Genomic DNA, 24,237 nt, shown 5'->3' with positions numbered 1-24,237 from the left:
TCATGGCCACAGCCCTGTTCACCCACCCCGACGCGGAACGCCACATCACGCCCCCCGGCCATCCCGAACAGGTGGCGCGGTATGCCGCCGTCATTGGCGCGCTGGAGGATCTGGACCTCGACCGGCGCGAGGCCCCGCGCGCGGACGAGGCCGACATCCTGCGCTGCCATCCGCAATCCTATCTGGACCGCATCCGGACCGCGATTCCCGACCAGGGCTGGCAGATGCTGGACGCCGACACGCATCTGTCGCCCGGCAGCCTGGATGCGGCCCTGCGCGGGGCCGGCGGCGCGGTTGCCGCCGTCGATGCCGTGCTGGCGGGGCAGGCCGCGAATGCCTTTGTCGCGATGCGCCCGCCCGGCCATCACGCGGAACGCGAAACGCCGATGGGGTTCTGCCTGTTCGGCAACGCGGCCATCGCGGCGAAACGCGCGCTGGATCATCACGGGCTGGACCGGGTGGCGGTGCTGGATTTCGACGTGCATCACGGCAACGGCACCCAGGATCTGCTGTGGGACGAATCCCGCGCCTTCTTCGCGTCCAGCCACCAGATGCCGCTGTATCCCGGCACCGGGGCGGCGTCGGAACGCGGCGCGCATGGGCAGATGATGAACGTGCCCCTGCCGCCGGGATCGGACGGCGCGGCGGGGCAGGCGGCCTGGCGCGGCATCCTGGCGCGCTGCCGCGATTTCGCGCCGCAGCTGGTGATCGTCTCGGCCGGGTTCGACGCCCATGCCGCCGATCCGCTGGCGCAGTTGGACTGGGACGACGGCGATTTCGCCGCCATCACCCGGATGATTTGCGACATGGCGGCGGATCTGTCGGCCCCGGTGGCATCCTGCCTGGAAGGTGGCTATGATCTGGCCGCCCTGGGGCGGTCCGCCCGCGCCCATGTCCACGTGCTGCTGGAGGCCGGAAGATGAACGACATCGCGACCATGAGCTTTGAAGACGCCATGAAGGAACTGGAGGCCACGGTCGGCAAGCTGGAAACCGGCGAGGCGTCCCTGGACGAATCCATCAAGCTGTACGAACGCGGCGCGGCTTTGCGCCAGCATTGCGAGAAACGCCTGCGCGAGGCTGAGGACCGGGTGGAAAAGATCACCCTTGCGGCCAACGGCCAGCCTACGGGAACGGAACCGGCCGAGGGGCTGTGATGCAGGCCCCGTTGCAGGCCCCGTTGCAGGATCGCCTCGGGGCCGTGAAGGCCCAGGTCCAGGCCGCTCTGGACCGTGCCATCGGCGCCCTGCCGCCGGGCGAGTTGCGCGACGCGATGGCGTATGCCTGCGCGGGCGGCAAGGGGATCCGGGCCTTTCTGGTCATGGAATCCGCGCGCCTGCATGGCGTGTCCGATGCCGCCGCGCTGCCCGTGGCGACGGCGGTCGAGGCGCTGCACGCCTATTCGCTGGTCCACGACGACCTGCCCGCGATGGACGACGACGACCTGCGCCGGGGCCAGCCCACCGTCCATGTGAAATGGTCCGAGGCGACCGCGATCCTGGCAGGCGACGCGCTGCAATCGCTGGCCTTCGGGCTGCTGGCCGACCCGGCCATTGGCGATGCCGCGACACGCCGGCTGGTTTCGGCCTTTGCGCAGGCCGTGGGCGGGGCCGGCATGGTCTGGGGGCAGGCGCTGGACATCGCCGCCGAAACCGCCCGCCAGCCGCTGACCCTGGCGCAGATCACCGAATTGCAGCGGGGCAAGACCGGCGCGCTGATCCGGTTCGCCGCCATCGCGGGGCCGTTGATCGCGGATGCCGACATGGCCCCGATGGCGGCCTATGCCGATGCGGTGGGCCTTGCGTTCCAGATCGCCGACGACATCCTGGACGTGACCGGCAACGAAGATGTGACCGGCAAGCGCGTGGGCAAGGACGTGGCGGCGGGCAAGGCCACCTTTGTGTCCCTGCTGGCCCTGGACGGCGCGCGCGCCGAGGCCGCGCGGCTGATCGACGCGGCCGATGCGGCCCTTGAGCCTTATGGCGAGGGTGCCGGAAACTTGCGCCACCTGGCGCGTTTCGTTATCGAACGTGACACCTGAGTGACGCCCGACCCCAAGCCCGCCTCCGCAATTCCTGCCCGAAGGGCCAGCCGATGACCGACCTTGCCAAGACGCCGATCCTTGACCGGGTCGCGCTGCCCTCGGACCTCAAGGCGCTGAGCGACCGCGACCTGCGCCAACTTGCCGACGAGTTGCGGGCCGAGACGATCGGCGCGGTCAGCGTCACCGGCGGGCATCTGGGCGCGGGCCTGGGCGTGGTTGAACTGACGGTCGCGCTGCACGCGGTGTTCGACGCGCCGCGCGACAAGATCATCTGGGACGTGGGCCATCAGTGCTATCCCCACAAGATCCTGACCGGCCGGCGCGACCGCATCCGCACCCTGCGCATGGGCGGCGGGCTGGCCGGGTTCACGAAACGGGCCGAAAGCCCCTATGACCCGTTCGGCGCGGGCCATTCCAGCACCTCGATTTCCGCCGCCCTGGGCTTTGCCGTGGCGCGGGATCTGGGCGGGGATCCCGGGGACGCCATCGCGGTGATCGGCGACGGCGCCATGAGCGCGGGCATGGCCTTCGAGGCGCTGAACAACGCGGGCCATCTGGGCAAGCGGCTGATCGTGATCCTGAACGACAACGAGATGTCGATCGCCCCGCCGGTGGGCGCGCTGTCGTCCTATCTGACCAGCCTGTACGCCCGCCGCCCGTTCCAGGATCTGCGCGCCGCCGCCAAGGGCGCCGTCGGCCTGTTGCCGCCGCCCTTCCAGGAGGGCGCGCGGCGGGCCAAGGAAATGCTGAAAGGCATGACCATCGGCGGAACGTTGTTCGAGGAATTGGGCTTTTCCTACATCGGTCCGGTCGATGGGCACGACCTGGACCAGCTTTTGCCGTTGCTGCGCACCGTTCGTGACCGTGCGACCGGTCCCGTGCTGATCCATGCCATCACCCAAAAGGGCAAGGGCTATGCCCCCGCCGAAAACGCCGCAGACCGCGGCCATGCGACGGGAAAGTTCGACGTGGTGACGGGGGTGCAGGCCAAGGCTAAATCGAACGCCCCCAGCTATACCGCCGTGTTTGCCAAGGCCCTGATCGACGAGGCGGGGCGCGACGACAGGATCGTCGGCATCACCGCCGCCATGCCGGACGGCACCGGGTTAAAGCAGTTCGCCGAACGCTTTCCGCGCCGGACCTTCGATGTGGGCATCGCCGAACAGCACGCCGTGACCTTTGCCGCCGGCTTGGCTGCCGGCGGCATGAAGCCGTTCTGCGCGATCTATTCGACCTTTTTGCAGCGCGGCTATGACCAGGTGGTGCATGACGTGGCGGTCCAGCACCTGCCGGTGCGCTTTGCCATCGACCGCGCCGGGCTGGTCGGACAGGACGGGCCGACTCATGCCGGGGCCTATGACATCGCGTTTCTGGCCAACCTGCCCGGCATGGTGGTGATGGCCGCCGCCGACGAGGCCGAACTGATGCACATGGTCGCCACCGCCGCCGCCCATGACAGCGGCCCCATTGCCTTTCGTTTCCCGCGCGGCGAGGGCACCGGGGTCGATCTGCCCGAACGCGGGCGGATCCTGCCCATCGGTAAGGGCCGCATCGTCCGCGAGGGCAAGGGCGTGGCCATCCTGTCCTTCGGCACCCGCCTGTCCGAAGCCGAAAAGGCCTGCGAATCGCTGGCCGCGCGCGGCATTACCCCCACGGTGGCGGATGCTCGCTTCGCAAAACCCCTGGACCGCGGCCTGATCCTGCGGCTGGCCGCGACGCATGATGTGCTGATTACGCTGGAGGAAGGCGCGGTCGGCGGGTTTGGCAGCCATGTCGCGCAGCTTCTGGCGGATGAAGGCGTCTTCGACCGTGGCCTGCGTTTCCGGTCGATGGTCCTGCCGGATGTCTTCGTGGATCACGATGCGCCCTTTGCGATGTACGAGAGTTCGGCCCTGAATGCCGCCCATATCGAGGCAAAGGTTCTGGACGCGATGGGTATCGCGCGGATCGCGGGAAAAACCGCCTGATCGTTCTGCCTGCCAGGCAGGCTGACTGCTTGTTCAATCAGCAGTTGCAAAGTTTTTTTCTGCGTTGCAGCGGAAAGCCTGCCGCCTGCCGCTGACACCTGTTCCGGCGCAGCGCATTATCGATCCATGGGACCAAGAAACTGTCCCACTTCTTGATGACTTGGTGGTCAAACCCACCCTGCCGCCAGAAACGCGCGCCCTCCTCCCTGCGACGTTTCTGGCGGTTCTTGGGACGGGCGAAGGGAAGGCGCAGGACAGTCCCCCGCCCTGCGCCGCATGTGTGTCAGTGCACCGTTGCCTCGGGTCTTGGCCCTTCGCCCACCGCCCCCAGCTTGTGACCTGCGCGCCCGACTCGGCTGCCGACGATCAGGCCGTCATCGCCCGCGCCGACGTGAACCGTCTGCCCGTCCATCACCTCGCCCGACAGCAGCAGTTCGGCCAGCGGATCCTGCAAGGCCCGCTGGATCACCCGTTTCAGCGGGCGCGCCCCGAACACCGGGTCATAGCCCTGGTCGGCCAGCCACTTGCGCGCCGCGCCGTCCAGGTCCAGCGTGACCTTGCGCTGTGCCAGCCGCTGTTCCAGACGCCGCAACTGGATCGTGACGATGCCGTCCATGTTGGCCCGCGACAGGCGGCGGAAGATAATGATCTCGTCCAGGCGGTTCAAGAATTCGGGGCGGAAATGGGACCGCACCGCCTCCATCACCTGATGGCGGGCATCCGACGAATCCGACCCTTCGGGCAGATGCGACAGCGCCTGCGATCCCAGATTCGAGGTCAGGATAATCAGCGTCTGCTTGAAATCCACCGTCCGCCCCTGGCCGTCGGTCAACACACCGTCGTCCAGAACCTGCAACAGCACGTTGAAGACATCCGGATGGGCCTTTTCCACCTCGTCGAACAGGATCACCTGATAGGGGCGGCGCCGCACCGCCTCGGTCAGCACACCGCCTTCGTCATAGCCGACATAGCCCGGAGGCGCGCCGATCAGCCGGGCCACGGAATGTTTTTCCATGAACTCGGACATGTCGATGCGCACCATCGCGGAATCGTCGTCGAACATGTATTCGGCCAGCGCCTTGGTCAGTTCGGTCTTGCCGACGCCGGTGGGGCCAAGGAACAGAAAGCTGCCCAGCGGACGCCCTTCGTCGTTCAGGCCCGCCCGTGCGCGGCGAACGGCATTCGACACGGCCACCACGGCCTCTTGCTGGCCGATGACGCGGGCGCCGATCTGCTCCTCCATCTTCAGCAGCTTCTCGCGCTCGCCTTCCAGCATCTTGCTGGTGGGGATGCCGGTCCAGCGTTCCACGACCTCGGCGATTTGCTCGGGGCGCACGGCTTCCTCGACCATCAGCCCGTCCGCGCCGCCGTTCTCGGCCTCGGCCAGCTTTTTCTCCAGGCCGGGGATGATTCCATAGGACAGTTCCCCCGCGCGGGCCAGGTTGCCCTCGCGCTTGGCCCCATCCAGCTCGGCGCGGGCGCGGTCAAGCTGCTCCTTGAGGTTCCTGGACCCTTCCAGCTTGTCGCGTTCGGCCTGCCAGCGGGCGGTCATTTCGGCCGACCGCTGTTGCAGATCGGACAGATCCTTTTCCAGCCGCTCCAGACGGTCGCGGGACGCGGCATCGTCTTCCTTCTTCAGGGCCTCGGCCTCGATCTGCATTTGCAGGATCTGGCGGTCAAGCTGGTCCAACTCCTCGGGCTTGCTGTCCACCTCCATGCGCAGGCGGCTGGCGGCCTCGTCCATCAGGTCGATGGCCTTGTCCGGCAGGAATCGGTCGGTGATGTAGCGGTGGGACAGGGTGGCCGCCGCGACCAGGGCCGCGTCGCTGATCCGCACGCCGTGGTGCAGTTCGTATTTCTCCTTGATGCCGCGCAGGATGCTGATCGTGTCCTCAACCGTCGGTTCGTTGACCATGACGGGCTGGAAACGCCGGGCAAGCGCCGCGTCCTTTTCGATGTACTTGCGGTATTCGTCCAGCGTCGTGGCACCCACGCAATGCAATTCGCCCCGCGCCAAGGCGGGCTTGATGAGGTTGGCCGCGTCCATCGCGCCGTCGGTCTTGCCCGCGCCGACCAGCACATGCAGTTCGTCGATGAACAGGATGATCTCGCCGGCGGCGGTCTCGATCTCCTTCAGGATCGATTTCAGCCGCTCCTCGAACTCGCCGCGGTATTTCGCCCCGGCGATCAGCGCGCCCATGTCCAGCGCCATTAGCTTCTTGTCGCGCAGGGATTCGGGCACGTCGCCATCCACGATGCGCAGGGCCAAGCCTTCGGCGATCGCGGTCTTGCCGACGCCGGGTTCGCCGATCAGCACCGGATTGTTTTTGGTCCGGCGCGACAGCACCTGCATGGCGCGGCGGATCTCCTCGTCCCGGCCGATGATCGGGTCGATCTTGCCGTCGCGCGCGGCTTGCGTCAGGTCGCGGGCGTATTTCTCCAGCGCCTCATAGCTGTCCTCGGCGCTGGCGCTGTCCGCCGTGCGGCCCTTGCGGATGTCGTTGATGGCAGAGTTCAGGTTCTGGGCGGTGACGCCACCGGCCGACAGCGCGTCGCGGGCGTTGGTGTTGACCATTGCCAAAGCCATCAGGATGCGTTCGGCGGGCACGAAGCTGTCGCCCGCCTTCTTGGCGACCTGCTCGGCCTCGTCCAGGACGCGGACCAGCGACGGGTCCACATAGACCTGGCTGTTGCCGCCCTTGACCTTGGGCAGCTTGGCGACCGCCAGATCGACGGCCTCCTTGACGCGGCGGGCATCGCCGCCCGCGCGGGCGATCAGGTTCGAGGACAGCCCCTGGTCATCGTCCATCAGCGCCTTGAGCAGATGTTCCGGCACGACCCGCTGGTTTTCCTCGCGGATCGCGATGGTCTGGGCCGCCTGCATGAAGCCGCGCGACCGTTCGGTGAACTTTTCCATGTTCATGGGAAACACTCTCCTTCGATTAGCCCCCGCGTCGCGGACGCCCGCGTGCGGCGCGCCCCGGTCCGGGTCTTCGATGATGATTTGGGGCGTCTTCCAACGCTTTCAAGGCGCTTTGCGTTATGCCATAACGCCGCGATTTCTGCGAAAGGGCAACGGGATGGATGACCGGCTGATCGTGGCGCTGGATGTGCCGAACGCGCTTGCCGGGCTGGACTTGGCCCAGCGGCTGGGCGATGCCGTGGGCTTTTACAAGATCGGGCTGGGGATGCTGACCGGCGGCGGGCTGGCGCTGGCCAACGAACTCAAGGGCGATCACGGCAAGCGGATCTTCTTGGACATGAAGCTGTTCGACATCGGCGCCACGGTGGAATCGGCCGTGCGCGGGCTGGCGCAGTTCGACCTGGATTTCCTGACGGTGCATGGCGACCCGCATGTGGTGGCTGCTGCCAAGGAAGGCGCGGCGGGATCGAACCTGAAAATCCTGGGCGTGACGATCCTGACCTCGCTGGAACGCGCCGATCTGGACGCGGGCATGATCCGGCCGGGCGATCTGCACGAGATCACCGTGGAACGCGCCGCCCGCGCCTTTGACGCCGGCGCCGACGGCATCATCTGTTCCCCGCGCGAGGCCGCTGCGATCCGCGCCCTGCCCGACGCGCGGCTGATCGTGACGCCGGGGGTCCGTCCGGCAGGCGCGGCCCTGGGCGATCAGAAGCGGGTGGAAACGCCCGCCAGCGCCATCGCCGCCGGGGCCGATCACATCGTCGTCGGGCGGCCGATCTGGCAGGCCGCCGATCCGCGCGCGGCGGCTCAGGCGATTTTGGCGGAACTGCGCGGCTGAAAGGGCAAGGGCAAGATGACAGACAGGCACGGGATTTCCCAAAAGGCGCATAACGATCTGGTGCTGTCCTTTCTGGCCGTGCGCCGGGCCATCGGCGCCTTGGGTTTCTTTCTGCCGCTGGCTTTGCTGGCCTATGGCCTGGGCAGCGGAGACATGCTGCCCAGCCTTTCGGCCTCTTACTATTCCCCCATGCGCGAGGTGTTCGTGGGCACCCTTATCGCGCAGGCCGTATTTTTGTGGAGCTACGAGGGGTTCCGCCCCGACGCGGGCGACCTGGTCAGCGACAAGATGACGGCCCGCGTCGCGGCGGTTGCGATCGCCCTTGTGGCGTTGGTGCCGACCTGTCCCGGCGACGGCATCTGCGAGGTGCCGCCGCAAACCTGCACCCTGCTGCAATGCGTTTTGAAGCCGCCCCTCTCGGCATGGGTGCATCTGGTCGCGGCGGCGGTGTTTTTCGGTGCCCTGGCCGTCTATTGCCTGGCGCTGTTCACCAAGGGCGTCGTGGACGGGGCGGAAAAGGACGCCTCGAACCGGATCTATCGCATCTGCGGCTGGACGATCATTGTCAGCATCGGATCGGTGGGCGTGCTGTTCGCCACGAGCCTGGGCGATTCGCTGAAGGATCTGAATCCGGTCTTCTGGCTGGAAACGATCGCCACCTTCGCCTTTGCGACAAGCTGGATGGTCAAGGGCGATGCGCTGCGTCCCTTGGTGCGGACGGTGGCGGCGATGCGCTGACGACGGCGTCCGCGCCGATCCTCCGTCGACCGCAGGCCTTACTGCGCGGCGATCCCGGCATTGGCAGGGCCGTCGGCGTCCAGCACGGCCAGCTTGCGGATCACCGATTCGAACCGTGCCGCGAAATTGCCGAACCCCGCATGGGGCATGATGGTCTTTTCGTCCATGTACAGCGATCGGTCGATTTCCAGTTGCACGACGTGAACGTTGTGGCTGGGGCGGCCATAGGCCGAACAGATATAGGCCCCCGCGAAGGGCGAATTGCGCCGGATGCGCCAGCCCTCGGCCTCGATCGCGGCGACGATGGCGTCGGACACGCGGGCCGCCGAGGACAGGCCGTGACGGTTGCCCAGCACCATGTCGGGGCGTGGCCCGTGCAGGTGGGACAGCGCGTCATGGGGCATGGAATGCATGTCGATCAGGATCGCCTGCCCGAAGCGTGCCCGCGCCTCGGCAATCAGGCCGGACAGGGCTTGATGATAGGGGCGCCAATAGGCGCCGATGCGGCGTTCGGCCTCGGCCCGCTCGATGGGGCGTTCCAGGATCGCCCGGCCCTGCGACACCACGCGCGGGATCACCCCCAGGCCCGCCAGGGTCCGCTGGTTCAGGGGATGGCGGGGCACGCCGCGGACAATCAGGGGGTCGATCTCGTCCGGGGCGCGGTTCAGGTCCACGATGGCGCGCGGCACCTGGGCGCGAATCGTCACGGCGCCCAGGGCGGGCGCGCCCGCGATCAGCCGGTCCACGAAGGCGTCTTCCGACGACCGCAGCGTTTCGGGCGGCAGTCGGGTGCCTTGCAGGAACCAGTCGGGATAGACGCAACCGGAATGGGGCGATCCGAAAATGACGCCGCTGACCCAGTGATCGGGCCGTTGGATCAGGACGGGCAGGTCGGGTTCGGTCAAGATCGGATCCCGGCAGGCGGTTTCTTCCCGAACCATATAAACGATAATTTTCGTGCCGCGATAGGCCTTGAAACCCCCAAGGCCCCCCTATATAGACACGCGGACCAAAGGCGGTTCGGGACGTTTTCTTCGGGATGCGGACAGGGGTGCCCAAGGACGGGCGGTTAGCTCAGCGGTAGAGCACTACGTTGACATCGTAGTGGCCACTGGTTCGATCCCAGTACCGCCCACCATATGTTCGCCGCCCCCGGCCGCAATTCCGGGGGCATTTCGTTTTCCTGCGGCTGCGGGCCGCGTGATGGAGAAAAACCGATGAAGGTTCGCAATTCGCTCCGCTCGCTGAAAAGCCGGCACCGCGACTGCCAGGTGGTGCGCCGCAAGGGCCGCATCTATGTGATTAACAAGACCAACCGCCGCTTTAAGGCCCGTCAGGGCTGATCGTCGGGATCACCGCGAAAACGAAGACAACCCGCCACACCGGCGGGTTTTTTCATGCCGAAGGCGCCGGGTTAACCCTTTCTTAACAATGACGTTGGTTAAGAGTGGCTCGTGATCGTAGGGTTGAACCAGTTTTTGTTTGCGGGGTCGTGCGATGTTCGTGCTTGCAAGTCTCATGGCGCTGGCCGCCGCCGGGGCGGCGTTGGAAATGGCCCCCGGCCGCAGCGGCGACGATGACGACGACCTGGACGACCTGCCCGCCACGCTTGGCGACGCCGACCGGGGCGAGGTCGGCAATGTCGGGTCCGACACCCCCGAGGAGGGCGAGCCGGAACCCGAACCCGATCCGGCGATCCGCGAACAGGATCTTGACGACATCCTGATCGAAGGCGGATCCCTTGCGGACGATCTGCGGGGCGGCGCGGGCGACGACACGATCCGTGCGGGTGCGGGCGGCGACTGGGTCCAGGGCGACGGCAACTACGAAGCCGGCGGCGCTGACGAGATCCGGGGCGGCGCGGGCGCCGATTCGCTGGCCGGGCAGGGTGGCGGCGACATCCTCTGGGGTGACGGGGACGACGACACCCTCTATGGCGGCGATGGCGACGACACGCTGTTCGGAGGTGCCGGAAACGACTGGCTGTCCGGCAACGACGGTGACGACGTGCTGGCGTCGGGCGACGGCGCCGACGACCTGGACGGCGGGCGCGGCAATGACCTGATCGTCGGCAACGGCGACCCCGCGACGGTCTGGATCCACGGCGCCGAGGGCGACGACACCCTGATGCCGGGGGCGGGCGACTTTGCCGAAGGCCAAGAGGGCGCGGACGATTTCGTGGTTCAGCAATCCCCCGGAGACTTGCCGGTGATCGCCGATTTCGACACGCGCGAAGACCGGATGGTCCTGCATCTTCCCGGCAGTATCGCCGACGATGCCACGATCGAACTGGCCGAAGACAGGGATGGAACCGCGCTTATCACCGTCAACGGCAATGCGGTCGGCCGGATGCTGCAAACCGGCGGGCTGGTGGCGGCGGATATCGTGATCGTCCGCCTGCCCGGATAAGGCAGAGCACCCCTTTCCTTTCCTTCGCCTTTCCTTTACAGGCGCGCATCCGCTTCGGTTCGGTTCGTCCGGGCGGAGACTCCATGGGCCTGTGCTGGACGACATCCCGGCCTGCGCCATAACCCCTTTTTTGAAAGGAGATCCCGATGTCGATCACTGTTGAAGAAAAAGCCCGTGTCATCAAGGAATTCGGCACCGCCGCAGGCGACACCGGCTCGCCCGAGGTGCAGGTGGCGATCCTGTCGTCGCGCATCGCCACCCTGACCGAGCATTTCAAGACCCACAAGAAAGACAACCACTCGCGCCGGGGTCTGCTGATGATGGTCGCGCAGCGCCGCAAGCTGCTGGACTATCTGAAGAAGAAGGACGAAGCCCGCTATGCCGATCTGATCGGCAAGCTGGGCCTGCGCCGCTGATCCTGGCCTGTCTGTCATCGAACGCCCGCGGCCCCAGGCCGCGGGCGTTTTGCGTTGCCATCTGCCTAAAATCTTCCGCACTGTTTTCTGGACTGTTAACGGCTTGTTAGTAATTTCGTGCCGTCACTGATGGAGACGTGCGATGTTGCTTGGTTCAATCACGAAATTCAGTTCCTCCTTGCTGGGAGGCAAAAGCCCGGTCCCCGTTGCCGCGCCGCCTGCGCCCGCGCAGGCCGCCCCCGCGCCAAGGGCCGATGCCCCATCCGCCGGATCGACGCCGGGGGTCATCTTCGACTTGTCCGAAACGGCGCAGAAAGCGGCGTCCGATGCCTTGAGCGCGCCTGACGGCGGCTTGGCCACGACCACGGCCACCGCCCCGCAAAGCCCGCCGTCCCCCGGCATGGCCGTCGCCGCCGGAATCGCGGCAGTCGGTGCCGTGCAGCCGGCCCCGGCGCCCGAGCCTCGGCCCGCCGCGCAGCCGGCCACCGGATCGGGACCGTCGTCCATGTCCGCCAACGCCGCAATCCGCGCCAAGGCGCCGGATGTCGGAACCGCGGCCCGGTCCTTGGACAAGGCTGCGGCCGATCCCGACGAGGAAACGCAGGCCCGCGCCCTTGCGATCCAGGCCCAGGACCGCAGCCGACGGCAAGGCTTGGCCGAGCAGTTGTCGCAGGCCAAGGCCGACCCCCTGTCCGCCCTGTCCGCCACATCGCGGGACAACCCCCTGGACGGACCGTCGGCGGATGCTGCCGCCTGACGGCAAGGCGAACGATCACGGCATTCAGGGGCGGCGGGGCATCGGCTCTGCCGCCCGTTCCCGTTCCGCGATCCGTTCCGCCGCCTCTTGAACCGCTTGGCCCAGCATGACCGTGACGCCCCGCGCGCGGGCCTGACCGACCATCGTCATCAAAACCCCCGCCTCGCGATGCGGGGCATGGTGGCCTTGGGACCGGACACGCTGTGCCGTATCGGCGTCGCTGCGGTCGGCGTCGTCGTAATGGGCGACATACCGGGTATCGAAGAAGGTAAAGCCGCAGATTGCCAGCGTGTCGGGCAAGGCTTGCAGGATGACGCTGGCGCAGACCAGGCCGGTGGTCGGGGAATAACCGCCCAGGCTGCGCGACAGCGCGTCGTAATGATCGACGGGAACGATCCTCAGGCGTGTTGCGGGATCGAGCCTGTCCAGAAACGCGATGGTGCGCAGAAAGACGCTGCGTTTGGGAACCCGGTGGACAAGCGTTGCGACTCCGGCGCGGCGCAGGTGTTCCGGCGTGACCGGCCGGGCATCGCGGGTCAGGCTGTGAAACAGCACCTCGCACCGATAGGGATTGTCGGCAAAGGCGGCGATAGGCGTGTCCAGCCCGTTGTTCATTCGGACCACCAGGTCGAATCGCCCCGGATCCAGCCCTGCCAGATCGCTGTCTATGGTGCGTGCGGGGCCGGCAATCAGGACGCGCCGGCCTGCGAACAGGGCCGGATCAAGGGCGAATTCGGCCATCAGGCGGCGATACAGGAACCGATAGGCCAGCGGTCGCAAGGGTTTTGGGGCATGGCGGGCGATCAGCCGGGCGATGGGATGCACGATGGTTGTCCTGACTGCCTTTCCAGGGGGCCGGATCAGTATGAGGGGTGCCGCGGCAGGCCGCCAGCGCCGCCTGGTGCCTTGGGCGCGCCGTTTGCCGCGCCACTTCCCAAACACGTTGTTTTCCTGTAAGGCCCCGCCATCTGTGATGTGACGCCCCAAGCTCCGGGGCACATGCAAAGGATAGGGGCGGCGGCAATGGGGCCGCCATAGGACACGGGCGCGGACCAGAGGGCTGGCGCGGCCCAGAGGAAATCAGATGTTTGACGAAGTGAAGAAATCGATCCAGTGGGGCCGGGAAACCCTGACGCTGGAAACGGGCAAGGTTGCCCGTCAGGCCGACGGCAGCGTCATCGCCACCCTGGGCGAAACCAGCGTCATGGCCAACGTGACCTTTACCAAGGAACCGAAGCCGGGTCAGGACTTCTTTCCGCTGACGGTTCACTATCAGGAAAAATACTATGCCGCGGGCAAGATTCCGGGCGGCTTCTTCAAGCGCGAGGCGCGCCCGTCGGAAAAGGAGACGCTGACCGCGCGCCTGATCGACCGGCCCTGCCGTCCGCTGTTCGCGCCGGGCTTCAAGAACGAGACCCTGGTGATGTGCACGGTCCTGTCGCACGATCTGGTCAACGATCCCGACATCGTGGCCATGATCGCGGCATCGGCCGCGCTGACGCTGTCGGGCGTGCCCTTCATGGGACCGATCGGGGCGGCGCGCGTGGGCTTTGCGAACGGCCAGTATGTCCTGAACCCCGAAGTGTCGGACATGGACAACCTGCGCGGCAATCCCGAACAGCGCCTGGATCTGGTCGTCGCGGGCACCAAGGATGCCGTGATGATGGTCGAGTCCGAAGCCTATGAGCTGACCGAGGACGAGATGCTGGGCGCCGTCAAGTTCGGCCACGAACAGATGCAGCCGGTGATCGACCTGATTATCGATCTGGCCGAAGCCGCCGCCAAGGAGCCTTTCGACTTTCAGTCGCCGGATTATGGCGCGCTGTATGATCGCGTGAAGGGCCTGGGCGAAACGGAAATGCGCGCGGCTTATGCGATCATCGACAAGGCCGATCGCCGCGATGCCATCCAGGCCGTCCGCGAAAAGGTCGTGGCCAACCTGTCCGAGGCGGACCTGGCCGATCCGAATCTGGGTTCGGCGTTGAAAAAGCTGGAATCGGGCATCCTGCGCGGCGACGTCATCAACGGCGGCGCCCGCATTGACGGCCGCGACACCCGCACCGTGCGCGCCATCGACAGCGAAGTGGGCATCCTGCCGCGCACCCATGGTTCCGCGCTGTTCACGCGTGGCGAAACCCAGGCCCTGGTCGTGACCACGCTGGGCACCGGCGATGACGAGCAGATCATCGACGCGCTGCACGGCAATTCGCGCAGCAACTTTCTGCTGCACTACAACTTTCCCCCCTATTCGGTGGGCGAGGTCGGCCGCGTGGGCAGCCCCGGCCGCCGCGAGATCGGCCATGGCAAGCTGGCCTGGCGCGCGTTGCAGGCCGTTCTGCCGGCGCCGACCGATTTCCCATACACGATCCGTCTGGTGTCCGAGATCACGGAATCGAACGGCTCGTCCTCGATGGCGTCGGTCTGCGGCGGGTCGCTGGCGATGATGGATGCGGGCGTTCCGCTGAAATCGCCGGTGGCGGGCGTCGCCATGGGCCTGATCCTGGAAGACGACGGCAAGTATGCGGTCCTGACCGACATCCTGGGCGACGAGGATCACCTGGGCGACATGGACTTCAAGGTCGCCGGCACGTCCGAAGGCATCACCTCCTTGCAGATGGACATCAAGGTCGCCGGCATCACGCCCGCGATCATGGAGCAGGCCTTGGCACAGGCCAAGGACGGCCGGATGCACATCCTGGCCGAGATGGGCAAGGCCCTGTCGGAAGGCCGGCGCGAATTCAGCGCCCATGCCCCGCGCATCGAGACGATGCAGATCCCGACCGACAAAATCCGCGAAGTGATCGGTTCGGGCGGCAAGGTCATCCGCGAGATCGTGGAAACCTCGGGCGCCAAGGTCGACATCAACGACGATGGCACCATCAAGATCGCCTCGGCCAATGCCGATTCGATCAAGAAGGCTTATGACATGATCTATTCGATCGTGGCCGAGCCGGAGGAAGGCCGCGTCTACACCGGCAAGGTCGTCAAGCTGGTCGATTTCGGCGCTTTCGTGAACTTCTTCGGCAAGCGCGACGGTCTGGTTCATGTGTCCCAGATCGCCAACAAGCGCCTGACCCACCCGAACGAGGTGCTGAAGGAAGGCCAGGAGGTCAAGGTCAAGCTCTTGGGCTTCGACGATCGGGGCAAGGTGCGCCTTGGCATGAAGATGGTCGATCAGCAGACCGGCGCCGAGATCACCGAGCCGAAGGAAGAAACCGCCGAGTGATCGGTCGGCAGGACGTTGCAAAGGGCCCGCCACGCGGGCCCTTTTTCCATGGGCGCGTCAGGGGCGAAGGGTGCGCAGGCGATGCCGCCACAGGTCGCGCCGCAGGGGCCGGGCCAGACGGCGGCTCAGGTCGCGGGAAAGCCCCGGCGGGGGAACGGGTTCGCGCCGCCGCAAAAGGGGCAGGTCCGAAAGGCGGCTTCGGGTTTCATCGGACAGGCGCACGATGTCGGCCAGGATGGCATCCTCCGGACAGGCCAGCAGCGCCTGGGCCGTGGCGGTCAGCGCCGCCGGGTCGGCAGCCATGCGGATTCCCGGACATTCTTCGGCCAGCCAAAGGTTCTTGTGGGTATTGGTGCGGATCAGGGCGCTGGGAATGCCTTTTGTCGCGCAAAGCAGGGCCATGTGATAGCGCCCGCCCAGGTGCAGGCGACAGGCGGCCACATGCCGGTCCACCTCGTCCAGCAGGGTGCTTTCCAGGATGCGTCCGCCCATGGCGTCGATCTCGGGGCGCAGGGGGGCCATACGTTCCCATCCCTTGCCCAGAATCAGCGGGCGCAGGCCCAGCCGCCGTGCGCTGTCCAGCCCCGCACGTCCGATGGCAAGATCGGTTTCCGGGGGGCTTTCGGCGGCGGTCGTAATCAGCAGCCAGGACGCATCGGCCGTTTGCGGCAGACCGCGCCACAGCACCGCGCTGTCGGGGGCGCAGGCGACGCCCCAATGCCGGGCCGAGATCCGGTCGCGCATCACGGCGCGATCGGCATGATCCAGCAGCAGCCGGACAAGTTCCGCCCGCGCACCGTCGAACAGGGGAAAGGTGCCGTTGGCCACCACCAGCGGCACCCGGCCATGCAGCGCGCACCACAGCGGCAGCGACAGGAACCGCAGGATGCGCAGCGGGTCCGCATCGTCCGACACGGTGCCTTCGGGTTGAAAGACCACGCAATCGGTCCGGATGCAGGATTGGACGGCCCCAGGGCCGTATTCGGTTTCGGCCAGGGCGCGCAGGACCGGCTGTTCAAGCCAGCGTCCTGTGCCCAGGGCCTGCCACAGATTGCGGTCGCGCGACTGAAGCCTGCGCCCGAAGCCCCATTCCAGGGGCCGCAGGGCCGTCCCGGCCCCCCCCAGAAGATCCTGAAAGGTCCGGCTGGTCAGCTGGCATCCCGGATTTTTCGAACGCCGCGCAGTATCGTTCACAAGCGTGATGAGCATCATCAAGTCCGCAGCAAGGGCCTGCCGTCTTCCACACTGGCACCGCCCCGCCCGTCAAGCCCCCGCGCGCCATGCGACGAGGATTGCGCGGATCCCGCGCTTTGCGCTATCGCAAGGGGCGCGATTGCCAGAAAGCCCCTCATGAACAGCAACCGGCCCGTCCTGATCCTGACCATGAAATGGGGCACGCTGTACGGCGCCGCCGACGTGAACCGCCTGTATCGTCAAGTCCGCCGCCACCTGTCCCGGCCGCACCGCTTTGTGTGCTTTACCGATGACGCCGCCGGCCTGGATCCGGGGATCGAGGCGATGCCGCTGCCGGAACTGGGCCTGCCCGCAGGACATGGCGATACCCGCTGGCGCAAGCTTGCGGTGTTTCGCCGCAATCTGGCGGGACTGTCGGGAACCGCGCTGTTTCTGGACATCGATCTGGTGGTGGTCGATGATCTGGCGCCGTTCTTTGATCTGCCGGGCGAATTCCTCATCATCCGCGACGACGACCTGTTCCGTCCCAAGCCCTTTCGCAAGGTCAACCCGGCCCGCGACCGTTTCCTGCACAGCGTCGGCAATTCCAGCGTCTTCCGGTTCGGGATCGGTCGGCACGCCTATATCCTGGACGCCTATCTGGCCGACCCCGCTGCGGCCACGGCGGGGTACGAGATCAGCCAGCAGTTCCAGTCGGCGCAACTGGCAAGGCATGGCCACCTGAACTATTGGCCCAAGGGCTGGTGCGTCAGCTTCAAGAACGACTGCGTGCCGCGCCATCTGGCCAGCTATCTGCGCGACCCGGCCCTGCCCCTGGGGGCCAAGATCGTGCTGTTCGCAGGCGCCCCCAAGATGGAGGATGTGTTCGCCGGGCGCGGCCATCGCTGGTATCGCCGGATCGGCGACATCGACTGGCTCCGCCAAGCCTGGGACCGCCCGTGATTTCCGGCGCCTTCCGGGCCTTCAAGCACCGCCGCAGGCTGGCCCGCGCCAAGGCCGAACTTGCGGCCCGTCTTGTCCTGCCGGGCCGTCCGCATGGCCTGCCCGGCCCGCTGGTGGTGTCGCTGACCAGCTATCCGGCGCGTTTTGGCAGCCTTGGGCTTGCATTGCAGGGCATCCTGCGCCAGACCGTGCGGCCTGACCACGTGATCCTGTGGCTGGACGAAGGGGACGAGGCGACGTTGCCCCCGGACATTCTAGCCATGCCGGGGCTGACGATCAGGTTCTGCCCGCGCTGGCGTTCCTACAAGAAGATCGTGCCGACGCTTCTGACGTATCCTGACGCCTTCGTGGTCACGGCCGACGACGACGTGTACTATGCCGTGGACTGGCTGGAAACGCTGGTTGCGGCCGCGCGGGCGGGCGCGCGGATCGCCTGCCACCGCGCGCACCGCGTCGTGCTGAAGGACGGCGCCCCCGCGCCTTATGCGGAATGGCGGCGGAATGTCGCCAGCCCCGAACGATCCCCGCTGACCTTTCTGACCGGGGTCAGCGGGGTGATCTATGCGCCCGGTGTCTTTCACCCCGACGTGACCCGCAACGACCTGTTCACCCGGCTTGCCCCGCGGTCCGACGATGTGTGGCTGTACTGGATGCATCGCCTGAACGGCGTCGCTGCGCAGAAGATCGGCAACCGCGTCCGCATCCTGGAATGGGAAGGCAGCCAAGCGCAAAGCCTGCGCGCGGCCAACCTGCAGGGCGGGGGCAACGACCAGGCGGTCGCCGCCCTGCTGGGCCATTACGGCTGGCCGGGTTAGTTACGCCGGATCTTTGGCAAAGCGCAGATAGGGCAGCTTGATGTCCAGCAGGCCAAAGCGTTCCTCGGCCGTCTTGTCGTCCAGGGCCAGGGCCACGATCACGTCCTGCCCCGGCACCCAGTTCGCGGGCGTGGCGATCGGCGCGCCGTCGGTCTTGCGCACGGCGTCCAGGGCCCTCAGGATTTCGGCGAAATTGCGGCCTATGGACATCGGATAGGTCATGGTCAGCCGGATCTTTCGGTCGGGTCCGACGATGAACACGCTGCGCACGGTCGCCGAATGCTGGGGCGTGCGGCCTTCGCTGGGCAGGTAATATTCGGCAGGCAGCATGTCATAGGCCTTGGCGACCGTCAGGTCGCGATCGTCGATGATCGCGAAATTGGCGGGGACGCCTGCGACCTTCTCGATATCGGCCTTCCACTTGGCATGGTCGTCCACGGAATCGACCGACACGCCGATGACCTTGGTGTTGCGCTTTTCGAATTCCGGGATCAGCTGCGCGACGGCGCCGAATTCGGTGGTGCAGACCGGCGTGAAATCGCGCGGGTGGCTGAAGATGATGGCATAGCTGTCGCCCAGCCAGTCGTGAAACCGAATCTCGCCCTCGGTCGAGGGGGCGGTAAAATCGGGGGCGATGTCATTGATGCGCAGGGCCATGGGCGTTTCTCCGGTGGGTTGCGGTTGCCAACACCATAGGCCAAACGCCCCCGATTGCCAGCCTGTTCATCGACCGATCGTGTCGAGATTTAACATGCCTTGCGCCGGCCCGGCTGTCGCTTCACCTTGTGTCCAAATCGGCACAAAGGGGATCGCAATGGCCAACCTTCTGGACAAACGCATGTTTTATGTCGACGGGACATGGGTCGAACCCGCGCGGGCCAATGATTTCCAGGTGATCGACCCGTCGACCGAGGAAGCAGTGGCGGTCATCAGCCTGGGCGATCAGGCCGACACGGATCGCGCCGTAGCGGCAGCCAAGGCGGCCTTCGCGGGCTGGTCGCGGACCGAGCCGGCCGAAAGGCTGGATCACGTGCAAAGGATCCTGGACGTTTACCGGCGCCGGGCGGCCGAGGTGGCCTGGGCCATCAGTCACGAGATGGGCGCCCCGCAGGACATGTCCCTGGACGATCAGGCCGAGGCCGGGATCTGGCACATCACGAACTTCATTGATGCCTTTCGGAATTTCCGGTTCATCCGGCCCTTGGGCGATCACGCCCCCACCTCCATGATCGCGTGGGAACCCGTGGGCGTCGTCGGCCTGATAACGCCTTGGAACTGGCCGATGAACCAGGTCACGCTGAAGGTCATCCCGGCGATCCTGGCGGGCAATGCCTGTGTGCTGAAACCCTCTGAAATCGCGCCCCTGTCCTCCATGGTCTTTGCCGAGATCGTGGACGAGGCCGGGCTGCCCTCCGGCGTCTTCAATCTGGTGAACGGCGACGGGCCGGGGGTGGGCACGCAACTGTCCACCCACCGCGACGTGGACATGATAAGCTTCACCGGCTCGACCCGCGCGGGCATCGCGATCAGCAAGGCGGCGGCGGATACCTTGAAGAAGGTGGTTCTGGAACTGGGTGGCAAGGGCGCCAACATCGTCTTTGCGGATGCCGACGACAAGGCCGTGGTGCGCGGCGCGCGGCACTGTTTCTATAACAGCGGCCAGTCCTGCAACGCGCCGACGCGGATGCTGGTCGAACGGGCTGCCTATGACCGCGCGGTCGAAACGGCCGCCCGCGTGGCCGATGAAACGGCGGTGGCCACCGCCCACCAGCCGGGGCGGCATATCGGTCCGGTGGTCAGCAAGCAGCAATGGGACCGGATTCAGGATCTGATCCAAGCGGGCATCGACGAAGGCGCCCGGCTGGTCGCGGGCGGGACCGGCCTGCCCGAAGGCGTCAATCGCGGTTATTTCGTGCGGCCGACCGTGTTTGCCGATGTCGGCAACGACATGACGATCGCGCAGCAGGAAATCTTTGGTCCGGTGCTGTCCATCATCCCCTTCGATACCGAAGACGAAGCGGTTGAGATCGCCAACGACACGCCTTACGGCCTGACGAACTATGTCCAGTCGCAGGACGGCGCCCGGCGCAACCGCGTGGCCCGTCGCCTGCGGTCCGGCATGGTCGAGATGAACGGGGTGTCGCGCGGCGCCGGGTCGGCCTTCGGCGGGGTCAAGATGTCGGGCCGCGCGCGGGAAGGCGGGGTGATGGGACTGGAGGAATTCATGGATTCCAAGGCCATCAGCGGGTGGGACAGGGCATGACCCCGCCCTGAGCGCACCCAGCCCCCAGCGATAATGCCTTGCATTTGAGGGGTAGGCTTGTTCCGCCGCCCGCTTGCCGCGACATTCCGTCTGATCTTCGAAGGCGGTGTGCGATGGCAAGGCAGAAGGGGGCGGCTGGCCCCACGATCATGATCAAGCGGGTGGCCGCGCCGGGCGATGGGGGGCACCATGGCGGGGCGTGGAAAGTGGCCTATGCGGATTTCGTGACCGCGATGATGGCCTTTTTCCTGCTGATGTGGCTGCTGAACGCCACAACCGAACAGCAGCGCACGGGGCTTGCGGATTACTTCAACCCGAGCGTCGTGCGCACACCCGGAGCGTCGGGCGACGGGATCGAACAGCAGGGCAAGGAACCGGCGGACGCGACCTTGCAGCAGGTGGCCGAGGAGATCGAGCGCCAGCTTCGCGGCGGCGGCGGCGAATCGCAGCAATTGACCAATCTGCTGCGTCATGTCGTCACCCGGATGACCGACGAGGGGCTGGTGATCGAGCTGGGCGACCTGACCGACCAGCCCTTGTTCGTCGAGGATACCGGGCAGCCGCAGCCGGTTCTGTCCGAACTGTCGCGAATCATCGCGCGCGTCATTGGCAAGACCCGCAATCAGATCGCCATCTCCGGCCATGTCCGCGCCTATCCCGAAACGCTGGTCACGCCGCCCGTCTGGCCGCTGTCCGATGCCCGCGCCCATGCCGTGCGCAACCTGCTGGAAGGGGCCGGCCTGGATGCCAAGCGGATTCAGCGCGTTACGGGTTATGCGGATCGCAAGGGGAAATCCGGCAACCCCATGGATCCGATCAACAACCGGATCGAGGTGATTTTACTCAGATGACCCTGCCCGGTTAGGCGAATCTTAAGCCCTGCCATGGATGATCGGGTTCGAACTGAGAAAGGTGCATGCCATGTCAATGTCTTCCGCGATGGGTGCCGGTGTTTCCGGCCTGGCGGCCAATGCCACCCGTCTTGCAACGATTTCCGACAACATCGCGAATTCGGCCACGCATGGGTACAAGCGGATGGAAACCGAATTCAACGCCTTTGTCGTGAACCCGACCGCTACGGCAGGCAGCTACTCGGCCGGCGGCGTCGGGGCCACGACGCAGCGCATCGTCAACAAGGATGGAGGGCTCGAGATTACCTCGAACCCCCTGGACATCGCCATCTCGGGGCGCGGAATGCTGCCCGTCACCTCGGCCGTGGCGGTCGATTCGGGAAATGGCAACCTGCCATTCATGATGACCCAGACCGGATCGTTCCGAGTCGACGCCGAGGGGGTATTGAAGACATCGACCGGCCTGGTCCTGTTGGGATGGCCTGCGCAGGCGGATGGGACGATCCCGTCGATGTCGCGCGATACCATGGGCGGGTTGGAGCCGATACAGATCACCGCCAGCCAAACCGTGGGCGACCCGACGACCAAGGTGTCGCTGGGGGTGAACCTGCCCGCCAATGAAACGCTGTCCGGGGCCTCGGGCGATCCGCTTCCGCTGAAGATAGAATATTACGGCAACCTCGGCACTTCGGAATCGCTCGACATCACCTTTGTCCCGGACACCTCGGACCCGACAGGCATGACGAACACCTGGATCATGGAGGTGCGCGATTCGGCTTCGGCCGCCGCTCTGGTCGGATCCTACCAGGTCACGTTTGACGACAGCAATACGAACGGCGGCAGCATTGCCAGCGTCACGACCCTCAGCGGCGGGGCTTATGACGCGGCCACAGGCGCCATCGGCCTGACCGTGGCAGGCGGATCGATGGAACTGGTCATCGGCACGCCCGGCGGAACCACGGGAATGCGGCAGCTGGCATCCAGCTTTTCGACCACCAACATCGCCAAGAACGGCTCTCCCATCGGCAACCTGACCACGGTCGAGATTGATGAGAACGGCTTTCTGAACGCCACCTATGACACGGGCTTCGTGAAGACGCTGTATCAAGTGCCGCTGGTGGACGTGCCCAACCCGAACGGTCTGAGCGCGCTCGCCTCTCAGGCCTATTCCGTATCGCCCAATTCGGGGAACTTTTTCCTGTGGAACGCGGGCGACGGACCGACGGGATCGGTGCAGGGCTATGCCCTGGAAGGATCGACAACCGACGTGGCCCAGGAACTGACCCACCTGATCCAGACGCAGCGGGCCTATTCGTCGAACGCCAAGATCATCCAGACGGTGGATGAGATGTTGCAGGAAACCACGAACATCAAGCGCTGAAGGGACTGACCGGCATGAGCATCGCGCGCGCCTTGGGAAATGCCGTGTCGGGCCTGACGGCCACGGCGCGGGGCACCGAAACGGTTGCAGCCAACCTTGCCAACGCATCGACGCCCGGCTACGCCCGCCGGGATCTGGCCATCACTGCCCAGACGGCGGGCGGCAATGCCGGAGGCGTCCGCATCGATGGCGTGACCCGCGCGATCAATGCCAGTGTTCTGTCCGAATCCCGGCTGGCCGAAGCGGCCCGTGCCGATGCCGCGACGCGCCTGGACTTCGCGACCAGGATCGAGGAGGCGATCGGCATTGCCGGAAACGCCGGCAGCCTGGGAAACGCGCTCAGCGATTTCCGCACGGCCTTGTCGTCGGCCGCCAGCCGACCGGACGACACAATCCGGCTGATGCAGGTCGCGGACAAGGCCGATGCCCTGGCAGATCGTCTGAACGCCGTCTCGGACGCGGTTCAGACGGCCCGCACCGCCGCGGACCAGGCCATCGCCGGAGACGTCGCGACACTGAACAAGTCGCTGGCCCAAGTGGCCGAATTGAACCGAAAGATCGCGATTCTCGAATCTGATGGAACGGATCCTTCGTCGCTTTACGACCAGCGGCAGGGTATCATCAGCGAAATCGCCAAGATCGTTCCTGTGCAAGAGGTGACGCGGGCGGCCGGCGCGGTGGCGCTGTTCACGGCCGAAGGCGCGGTCTTGCTGGACGGCACGATGCCGACCGAACTGTCCTTTGACGCGGCGGGACAGGTGACGGCGGGGCAGGCTGTCGGTTCGGGCCTTTCGCTGCTGACCCAGAACGGTCAGGAACTGACCTCGTCGCAGATGCGACTTTACGGCGGCGGATCACTGTCCGCGCATTTTGCCATCCGCGACGACTTGGCGCCACGGATGCAGGCGTCCCTGGACGACCTGGCGCTTGATCTGCACGACCGTCTGGCGGACCCGGCGGTCGATCCCACGCTGACGGCCGCGTCCACAGGATTGTTCACCGACGGCGGTGCACGCGCGGCCCTTGCCGACAAGACCGGCCTGGCCGGGCGGATTGCCGTGAACGATGCAGTTGTCGAGGCGGCAGGGGGCGAGTCCTGGCGCCTGCGCGCGGGTCTGGAGGCGGCCACGGCCGGTGCGGTCGGCGATTCGTCCCTGCTGATCGCCATGTCCGATGGCCTGGACAGGGCGATGACGGCCATCCCCGGAACCGGCTTTTCCGGCAAGGGGTCGCTTGCCGACCGGCTGGCCACGGTCGAGACCCGCATCGCGACCGTTCGGGTAGCCGCCCAGTCCGATGCCGCGATACGCAACAGCCAAGCCGACACGATCTTTGCACGCCTGACGGCGGACGGCGTGGACAGCGATGCGGAAATGCAGCGGCTGCTGCAATACGAACAGGCCTATGCCGCGAATGCGCGGGTCATTCAGGCCATCCAGACCATGATGGACAAGATACTGGAGATTTGACG

Annotated in this window: 23 protein-coding genes and 1 tRNA gene; 18 read left to right on the top strand and 6 right to left on the bottom strand. The window is 66.2% G+C overall.

The features are described from left to right. Positions 1-2 precede the first annotated feature (2 nt). Genes CHB77_RS07255 through dxs form a run of 4 tightly spaced genes read left to right on the top strand, consistent with a single transcriptional unit; the run spans position 3 to position 4,010 of the window. Complete coding sequence (locus tag CHB77_RS07255) at positions 3-923, top strand: histone deacetylase family protein (RefSeq protein ID WP_089387501.1); 921 nt, start codon at positions 3-5, stop codon at positions 921-923. Continuing rightward, positions 920-1,156: an exodeoxyribonuclease VII small subunit gene (locus CHB77_RS07250; protein WP_089387500.1), complete on the top strand. Its 237-nt coding sequence runs from the start codon at positions 920-922 to the stop codon at positions 1,154-1,156. The genes CHB77_RS07255 and CHB77_RS07250 overlap by 4 nt, the downstream gene beginning before the upstream one ends. Beyond that, positions 1,156-2,040, top strand: coding sequence for a polyprenyl synthetase family protein (locus CHB77_RS07245; protein ID WP_176430315.1), 885 nt, complete (start codon positions 1,156-1,158; stop codon positions 2,038-2,040). Before CHB77_RS07250 ends, CHB77_RS07245 begins: the two co-directional genes overlap by 1 nt. Positions 2,041-2,093: 53 nt before the next feature. Next, a complete protein-coding gene (gene dxs, locus CHB77_RS07240) occupies positions 2,094-4,010 on the top strand; it encodes a 1-deoxy-D-xylulose-5-phosphate synthase (RefSeq protein ID WP_089387499.1) in 1,917 nt (638 codons plus the stop codon). 283 nt (positions 4,011-4,293) lie between these two features. Here the strand turns inward: dxs and clpB are convergent, their stop codons facing one another. Beyond that, on the bottom strand, positions 4,294-6,933 hold the full coding sequence (gene clpB / locus CHB77_RS07235; protein ID WP_089387498.1) for an ATP-dependent chaperone ClpB: 2,640 nt from the start codon (positions 6,931-6,933) through the stop codon (positions 4,294-4,296). 157 nt (positions 6,934-7,090) lie between these two features. Here clpB and pyrF point away from each other — a divergent pair, with 157 nt between their 5' ends. After that, positions 7,091-7,774 carry an orotidine-5'-phosphate decarboxylase gene (pyrF, locus tag CHB77_RS07230; protein ID WP_089387497.1) on the top strand — a complete coding sequence of 228 codons (684 nt, stop codon included), beginning with the start codon at positions 7,091-7,093 and terminating at the stop codon, positions 7,772-7,774. A gap of 15 nt (positions 7,775-7,789) precedes the next feature. Next, positions 7,790-8,512 carry a hypothetical protein gene (locus CHB77_RS07225; protein WP_089387496.1) on the top strand — a complete coding sequence of 241 codons (723 nt, stop codon included), beginning with the start codon at positions 7,790-7,792 and terminating at the stop codon, positions 8,510-8,512. 38 nt (positions 8,513-8,550) lie between these two features. Here CHB77_RS07225 and CHB77_RS07220 read toward each other — a convergent pair whose 3' ends face one another. After that, positions 8,551-9,417: an N-formylglutamate amidohydrolase gene (locus tag CHB77_RS07220; protein ID WP_242626559.1), complete on the bottom strand. Its 867-nt coding sequence runs from the start codon at positions 9,415-9,417 to the stop codon at positions 8,551-8,553. 158 nt (positions 9,418-9,575) lie between these two features. On the opposite strand from CHB77_RS07220, the gene CHB77_RS07215 reads away from it, so the two are divergent. From CHB77_RS07215 to rpsO, 4 genes are all read left to right on the top strand, one after another. Next, a tRNA-Val gene (locus CHB77_RS07215) sits at positions 9,576-9,650 on the top strand. 79 nt (positions 9,651-9,729) lie between these two features. Then, positions 9,730-9,855 carry a type B 50S ribosomal protein L36 gene (gene ykgO / locus CHB77_RS07210; RefSeq protein ID WP_042245282.1) on the top strand — a complete coding sequence of 42 codons (126 nt, stop codon included), beginning with the start codon at positions 9,730-9,732 and terminating at the stop codon, positions 9,853-9,855. A 154-nt stretch (positions 9,856-10,009) separates the two neighbouring features. Then, the gene (locus CHB77_RS07205; RefSeq protein WP_089387494.1) at positions 10,010-10,921 is read left to right on the top strand and encodes a calcium-binding protein; all 912 of its coding nucleotides are present in this window, start codon (positions 10,010-10,012) and stop codon (positions 10,919-10,921) included. Positions 10,922-11,067: 146 nt separating this feature from the next. Next, on the top strand, positions 11,068-11,337 hold the full coding sequence (rpsO, locus tag CHB77_RS07200) for a 30S ribosomal protein S15 (RefSeq protein ID WP_089387493.1): 270 nt from the start codon (positions 11,068-11,070) through the stop codon (positions 11,335-11,337). Positions 11,338-11,460: 123 nt separating this feature from the next. Here rpsO and CHB77_RS07195 read toward each other — a convergent pair whose 3' ends face one another. Continuing rightward, a complete protein-coding gene (locus CHB77_RS07195; RefSeq protein WP_131023325.1) occupies positions 11,461-11,844 on the bottom strand; it encodes a hypothetical protein in 384 nt (127 codons plus the stop codon). Here CHB77_RS07195 and CHB77_RS07190 point away from each other — a divergent pair. Then, the gene (locus CHB77_RS07190; RefSeq protein ID WP_089387491.1) at positions 11,843-12,094 is read left to right on the top strand and encodes a hypothetical protein; all 252 of its coding nucleotides are present in this window, start codon (positions 11,843-11,845) and stop codon (positions 12,092-12,094) included. The genes CHB77_RS07195 and CHB77_RS07190 overlap by 2 nt on opposite strands. Before the next feature lie 24 nt (positions 12,095-12,118). Here the strand turns inward: CHB77_RS07190 and CHB77_RS07185 are convergent, their stop codons facing one another. Continuing rightward, entirely contained in the window at positions 12,119-12,919 is an 801-nt protein-coding gene (locus CHB77_RS07185) for a hypothetical protein (RefSeq protein WP_089387490.1), read from the bottom strand. 259 nt (positions 12,920-13,178) lie between these two features. Between CHB77_RS07185 and pnp the strand changes: the two genes are divergently transcribed. Continuing rightward, entirely contained in the window at positions 13,179-15,320 is a 2,142-nt protein-coding gene (gene pnp / locus CHB77_RS07180; RefSeq protein WP_089387489.1) for a polyribonucleotide nucleotidyltransferase, read from the top strand. Between the two features lie 57 nt (positions 15,321-15,377). On the opposite strand, the gene CHB77_RS07175 is transcribed toward pnp, so the two are convergent. Then, positions 15,378-16,532, bottom strand: coding sequence for a polysaccharide pyruvyl transferase family protein (locus CHB77_RS07175; RefSeq protein WP_089387488.1), 1,155 nt, complete (start codon positions 16,530-16,532; stop codon positions 15,378-15,380). Between the two features lie 138 nt (positions 16,533-16,670). Between CHB77_RS07175 and CHB77_RS07170 the strand changes: the two genes are divergently transcribed. Then, on the top strand, positions 16,671-17,456 hold the full coding sequence (locus tag CHB77_RS07170) for a hypothetical protein (RefSeq protein ID WP_089387487.1): 786 nt from the start codon (positions 16,671-16,673) through the stop codon (positions 17,454-17,456). After that, positions 17,453-18,271 carry a glycosyltransferase gene (locus CHB77_RS07165; RefSeq protein ID WP_089387486.1) on the top strand — a complete coding sequence of 273 codons (819 nt, stop codon included), beginning with the start codon at positions 17,453-17,455 and terminating at the stop codon, positions 18,269-18,271. The genes CHB77_RS07170 and CHB77_RS07165 overlap by 4 nt, the downstream gene beginning before the upstream one ends. Here the strand turns inward: CHB77_RS07165 and CHB77_RS07160 are convergent, their stop codons facing one another. Continuing rightward, positions 18,272-18,928 carry a peroxiredoxin gene (locus CHB77_RS07160; RefSeq protein ID WP_089387485.1) on the bottom strand — a complete coding sequence of 219 codons (657 nt, stop codon included), beginning with the start codon at positions 18,926-18,928 and terminating at the stop codon, positions 18,272-18,274. 157 nt (positions 18,929-19,085) lie between these two features. Between CHB77_RS07160 and CHB77_RS07155 the strand changes: the two genes are divergently transcribed. The 4 genes from CHB77_RS07155 to flgK all read left to right on the top strand — a co-directional run bounded on the left by CHB77_RS07155 (position 19,086) and on the right by flgK (position 24,235). After that, complete coding sequence (locus CHB77_RS07155; protein WP_089387484.1) at positions 19,086-20,534, top strand: aldehyde dehydrogenase family protein; 1,449 nt, start codon at positions 19,086-19,088, stop codon at positions 20,532-20,534. Between the two features lie 113 nt (positions 20,535-20,647). Next, the gene (locus CHB77_RS07150; RefSeq protein ID WP_089387483.1) at positions 20,648-21,385 is read left to right on the top strand and encodes a flagellar motor protein MotB; all 738 of its coding nucleotides are present in this window, start codon (positions 20,648-20,650) and stop codon (positions 21,383-21,385) included. A gap of 70 nt (positions 21,386-21,455) precedes the next feature. Continuing rightward, complete coding sequence (locus tag CHB77_RS07145; RefSeq protein ID WP_089387623.1) at positions 21,456-22,766, top strand: flagellar hook protein FlgE; 1,311 nt, start codon at positions 21,456-21,458, stop codon at positions 22,764-22,766. Positions 22,767-22,780: 14 nt separating this feature from the next. Further along, on the top strand, positions 22,781-24,235 hold the full coding sequence (gene flgK / locus CHB77_RS07140; protein ID WP_089387482.1) for a flagellar hook-associated protein FlgK: 1,455 nt from the start codon (positions 22,781-22,783) through the stop codon (positions 24,233-24,235). The last annotated feature ends 2 nt before the right edge of the window (positions 24,236-24,237 follow it).

The sequence above is a fragment of the Paracoccus sediminis genome (assembly GCF_900188295.1).
Taxonomy (GTDB): domain Bacteria; phylum Pseudomonadota; class Alphaproteobacteria; order Rhodobacterales; family Rhodobacteraceae; genus Paracoccus; species Paracoccus sediminis.
The sequence above is the reverse complement of the archived record's forward strand: the minus strand, read 5'-3'. Positions and strand labels throughout refer to the sequence as shown.